We start from the raw sequence: 4992 nt of genomic DNA on the forward strand, positions 1-4992 counted from the left end.
AACCTGTTCGTCTAGCCTTTGCTTGGGCAAAAACCTCTCAGATACCCTTAATTCTTGGGCAAACGAACTTTTTTCGAGAATTTGATGTCTGTTTTCAACGATCGCGATGCACGATCGAAATTATCCGCTTCTAATAAGGGTGGTTTGATTGCTTACTGTCACCAGCCGAAAAAACCCTCCTTGAAGATGGAATGGGCTTTACCCCCCGCTGCTTAACCCGAACTGGGGTTAGATAAGGTGCGTTACATTTCATTAACGCACCCTACAAGATCGGTGATCGCACTTAATCTTGGCGATCGATATGATGTAGCCTGTGTTAGCGTTAGCGTAACGCACGGATTTTGAACATTAGATAAGGTGCGTTCACTTCGTTAACGCACCCTACAAGATCGGCGATCGCACTTTGCCCCCTTGCCATCATCTTTTATACCATCTTCACCGGGCATAGCGGATTCAGGTCACAGTCCTCTCCCACGAGAACGCACCTCTGTATTTATTATCTCGATCAGCTGCTCCGCTTATGTAACCTCTCCACTCAATCTCTCCATCAAAGTTCTTAATACCTAGGTGTTGCCTATATACATACTTTCCTGTTATCACAAATGGGATATGAGCAATAGGCTGACATCCTGCAGGCGCGCCATTATACGGAGTACCAAAACTAGCCGATAGATTAAAGCTTAAACCAGGATCACATTTCCGCACTCTGCAATACGATGTTGCGTTAGTAATGTAGCTGCCTTCTCCGTTCTTTTGCCCTCCAAACATCCATGCAATGTATATATCTATACTTAGAAGTAAATTAGCATCCCGGTTCATGAGCTGCTGCGCCTTAGATATACTTGTTAGGCTGCAAGAGTGAGTTTCTCCATCAGGTATCAAGTGCAACTCAGTTTTCTTCCACCCTTCCATTTCTTCCATAATTGCCCCCTGTGGTAAAGCATTGGTAAATGGGGGATTGCTCAACGAGACAACATTCTCAGAATTTTTAACTATCGTATACACAAGGTTACCACCTTGAATATAGGGTGTTGGATTGAACATATAAAATACAAAGAGTCAAAAAAGAATCAAAACAATCGAAGCTGTATAACTATATATTATGCGGAAATTTTCCGTATATCACGCCAAATACACATTTTTTTAAGAATCTTTCTGTATATTACGCTTAAATAGAGTGATCGTGAGAAGTTTTCCGTATAATATTACGATAAGCGTGTTATGCCGATTAGCTTACTCTGTGATGAACCCTCCCCCACCCCGAAAACTCCTAGACGTAGTGCGAGAGACGAGAGCCGCCCTACCGCGTTACTCCTACCGCACCGAACAAACATATCTGGACTGGATTAAGCGTTATCTGCTCTTCCATCAGAAAAAACATCCTCGTGAAATGGGGGAAGAAGAGATCAAGTCCTTTTTGACCCATCTTGCCGTTGACAAAAACGTTGCCGCCGCCACCCAAAACCAAGCCCTCAACGCCATCCTTTTCCTTTATCGGGAAGTTCTTAAAATTGAACTGGAAAATATCGGTGCATATTTACGGGCAAAAGGTCACAAACGCCTGCCCACCGTCCTCACCAAAAAAGTAAAAATGGCTGATGATTTTAGCGATCGCACAACAGACCGCGATCGCTGCCCAGGTCATTCTCAACCCACCAAAGTTAGGATTGCTCATCCAAGAAATTGAATCTCTTGAGAAGCAATTACTGAGCTTGCGGGTTGAGAGTCGAAGTTATCCCTTAAATGAGCTAATCGCCTTTAGCTCGGCTTTTATGACGATGAAAGCCATTGCCAGCAACTTAAACCAAATGAGTCAAGACTTACCTGCCTACACCCAATAGGGGCTAAATCCCTTCTTTTCTGGCTAAAAGGACGGGACAATTGACATTAACCCGCACATAATCCGAGAGGGAAGTACCGAGAAGGCGATCGAGATCTGGTAAACTCTTAGCCACGGAAGGACGGCGATCGGGCGAACCCAACAGTAAGAGATCGACATTATAATCATCGACGAGTTTGCAGAGTTGTTCCCCCGGTTTACCCCCCGTCACCACACAGCGATAGGGTATATTCATCCGTTTCGCTTTTGCCACTGCCGGCCCTATAATCGGGTTTTCTTCCATTTCTTTGGGGGAAGTGGGGGCAAATTCCGGTTTTAAGTCGGGGTTGACGCGGGCGAGAATTAACTCTGCTGAAGGATAATCCCGCAGGAGATAAATAGCCAGATCGAGAGCTAAATCAGCCGAGCTAGACTTATCGAGAGCTACCATCACCTTTTTGATTTTTTTGACGTAAATATCGTCTTTTACCAATAACATCGGGTGATTAGTCAGTTGAAAGACGTATTGACTGACGGAATTTTCTAGAATTGCCTCCAGTCGCTTCAGTCCTCGGGAACCCATCAGGATCAAGTCTGCACCGATTTCGTCGGCAACTTGACAGACGGTATCTTTGGGATCTCCTTGACGCAGAATCGTGGAAACTTTGCTCGGTTCAATTTTGACTTCTTGCAGGATTTTAGTCAGCATTTGGGTCCCTTCTTCCCATTTACTGGCCAGAGCTTCGGTGGTAATCTGAGGGGGAACAACCCGGAGAATGGTAATCGACGCTTTCCGGATAGCCGGGAGATCCATTAATGCTTGTAGCATTTCTTGGGTTTGACCTGTGCCGGAATCAGCGTATAGTATTTTCTCTAGCATAAGATTAAACTCGGTCTATGATCTTAATAGTTTTAGCCAATTTTCAGCATACTGCTAATGTTGTTCCCGAAATTTAACAACTTATTAAGCGCTTTTTCTTAGGTTAATGCGATGCCGAAGGCACTGCGTAGCAGCTCGCATTTGAGGGTATTTTAAGTATTTATGCTTAATTGACTAGAAATACTTGGCTCAAAATCATCGGGTAAAGCGTTCATTTGTATTATATTTTGGTTGCAATGCTGGCGCTCTCTTTTAATCACTGCTGCTGCTCACCATTGGCTCTCCCAGGTTTGGTGGGTAAAATGTATTCTAAAATACATTTCTCCTAGCGAGGGGGTGGAACGAACCACAAAGACACAAAGGACACAAAGATCGATCGATCCTATGTCAATTAAACTTATCACACAGAACCTAGAAGAGCCCACCATTTAATTGATGATTATTCATGGTTAATTCTCCAGCAACCAAGAGAATTTTTTTATTTTTACAAGAGGTGTAGTTATGTATTTATCAATTCGAGTAATTCTCCTAGTAGCGACGACAGTTTATCAGGCGATATCTGTTTGGTTAGAAGAACAAAAAGCACCGCCGGGTCATTTGATTAATCTGGGTCAATATCGCCTACATTTTTGTCTAGCGGGAGAGGCTAGTCCCACTATTATTATTGACCATAGTTTAGGGGGAATTGAGGGATATTTTTTGATAGAAGAATTGTCACAATTAGCTAGGGTTTGTATTTATGATCGAGCCGGTTATGGTTGGAGCGATCCTAGTCCATATCCGCGAACTAGCTACCAAATTGTTCAGGAATTAGATCAATTACTCACCCAAGCAAAAATAGAACCACCTTATATTTTAGTTGGTGATTCTTTTGGCAGTTATAATGTTCGACTGTATGCTCATCTGTTCCCAGAAAAAGTAGTAGGTTTGGTACTCACCGATGGTTTACACGACAAAGGAATGCTGAAAATGTCGCCAGCATTAAAGGCATTAAAATTATTTTTCATCTCTGGATTTTGTATGTCGATTATCGGCTCAATTTTAGGCATTATAAGAGTTATGAGAGTTCTGGGAGTTTTTGAATTATTAAAACCAGAATTGCGTCGCTTTTCCCCAGATTCTTGTGATCGAGTTAAGCGTTCTTTCTGTCGCGCTAAACACTGGATGACGATGAGTAGAGAAATGCTTAATCTCGACCAAAGCGCTCGTCAGGTGAGTAAGGCTAACAATTTCGGTAATTTACCGATAGTTAGTATTAAAGCTAATTCTTTTTTTAAACCTTCCCTTTGGACTCGCTTTATTCCCCTCAAAAGTGCCAACCAACTCCGGGAGGAGATGCACCTAGAATTAGGCAAGTTATCCAGAGATTTTATGGAAATACAAGCGGATAAAAGTGGCCATTTTATCTGGATGGATCAACCGGATGTGATCATCGATGCGGTCAGAATTTTGCTTGACAAAATTAACTCTATGTGCTAGGTAAGTAGTTGGACAAAAGTAAAGTTAACTGTGGGGTAAGGAGCCTGACGACCGACTGCTAACCCCACCAACAGACTTTTTGCCGCAAACCCTAATTAGGGTTTGCTGAATAAATCTAAAAACCTTGTTGGATAAAAATTTTAGACTTTTTTGATATCAAAAAGTGTCAGCCATTGGAGTGAACGGGGGGGAATAAAACCCCACACCCTACACCCCACACCCTACACCCCACCAACAGACTTTTTCAGCATACCCTAATTATTGAGGGTAATAATCTGAGCGCTAAAACCCTGTTTAGTTAAATCTTGTACCCGTTGTTTAGCTTGGTATTGTTGCTGAAATAACCCCACTTGAATAACATTTTCTCCCGCGCGGATAAATGCGAGGGGTTCAATTTCTTGAATTTTTGCCAACGCTTCCGCACTATTACTACTAACTTCCACGCGAAAGAGTTGATTAGCGGCAATAACCCGCTGCTGTGGTGCGGGGGGTTTATTGGCGCGATTTTGAGGTCTGGGTGCTGGTGGATTGACAGTTTGACGATTATGATTATTAACCACCGTAGCATCGGCAGGACGCACGGTAGCGGGAGCTTGAAAAACGTATTCTCTCAGGGGTTGATTACCGGAAACTGGGTCCGCCACCAGAGGACGAACTGAAGGAGAATTAACTGGGGGTAAATTTAAGGGTGAACATTGGGAACAATTAACAGCACTGGGACTGTCTGAACGTTTAGTTGGTTGTCTCACCGCCGGCGGTGGGGGCAAACGACGACCGGGATAAAGATTCTGGGCAAAAGATAAGTTTGCTTTTA

At 43.2% G+C, this 4992-nt stretch carries 6 protein-coding genes; 3 read left to right on the forward strand and 3 right to left on the reverse strand.

The window, feature by feature from the left end; genetic code table 11:
• Positions 1–453: 453 nt before the first annotated feature.
• Entirely contained in the window at positions 454–1044 is a 591-nt protein-coding gene (locus PX484_RS03295; protein WP_287767188.1) for a hypothetical protein, read from the reverse strand.
• Between the two features lie 199 nt (positions 1045–1243).
• Here PX484_RS03295 and PX484_RS03300 point away from each other — a divergent pair, with 199 nt between their 5' ends.
• On the forward strand, positions 1244–1687 hold the full coding sequence (locus tag PX484_RS03300; protein ID WP_287767187.1) for a site-specific integrase: 444 nt from the start codon (positions 1244–1246) through the stop codon (positions 1685–1687).
• Complete coding sequence (locus PX484_RS03305) at positions 1668–1841, forward strand: hypothetical protein (protein WP_167341548.1); 174 nt, start codon at positions 1668–1670, stop codon at positions 1839–1841. The genes PX484_RS03300 and PX484_RS03305 overlap by 20 nt, the downstream gene beginning before the upstream one ends.
• A 3-nt stretch (positions 1842–1844) precedes the next feature.
• On the opposite strand, the gene PX484_RS03310 is transcribed toward PX484_RS03305, so the two are convergent.
• A complete protein-coding gene (locus PX484_RS03310; protein ID WP_002803408.1) occupies positions 1845–2699 on the reverse strand; it encodes a universal stress protein in 855 nt (284 codons plus the stop codon).
• Positions 2700–3200: 501 nt separating this feature from the next.
• On the opposite strand from PX484_RS03310, the gene PX484_RS03315 reads away from it, so the two are divergent.
• The gene (locus PX484_RS03315; protein WP_287767186.1) at positions 3201–4178 is read left to right on the forward strand and encodes an alpha/beta fold hydrolase; all 978 of its coding nucleotides are present in this window, start codon (positions 3201–3203) and stop codon (positions 4176–4178) included.
• A 254-nt stretch (positions 4179–4432) separates the two neighbouring features.
• Here the strand turns inward: PX484_RS03315 and PX484_RS03320 are convergent.
• Positions 4433–4992: hypothetical protein (locus PX484_RS03320; RefSeq protein WP_288102844.1), on the reverse strand; the 560-nt coding region annotated here is incomplete at its 5' end.

The sequence above is a fragment of the Microcystis sp. M49636_WE2 genome, assembly GCF_030065375.1.
GTDB lineage: Bacteria > Cyanobacteriota > Cyanobacteriia > Cyanobacteriales > Microcystaceae > Microcystis > Microcystis aeruginosa_C.

Bases quoted from the DNA above. Each gene is read 5' to 3' on its own strand.
- PX484_RS03295 (WP_287767188.1), bottom strand. From the start codon at position 1,044: ATGTTCAATCCAACACCCTATATTCAAGGTGGTAACCTTGTGTATACG.
- PX484_RS03300 (WP_287767187.1), top strand. From the start codon at position 1,244: ATGAACCCTCCCCCACCCCGAAAACTCCTAGACGTAGTGCGAGAGACG.
- PX484_RS03310 (WP_002803408.1), bottom strand. From the start codon at position 2,699: ATGCTAGAGAAAATACTATACGCTGATTCCGGCACAGGTCAAACCCAA.
- PX484_RS03315 (WP_287767186.1), top strand. From the start codon at position 3,201: ATGTATTTATCAATTCGAGTAATTCTCCTAGTAGCGACGACAGTTTAT.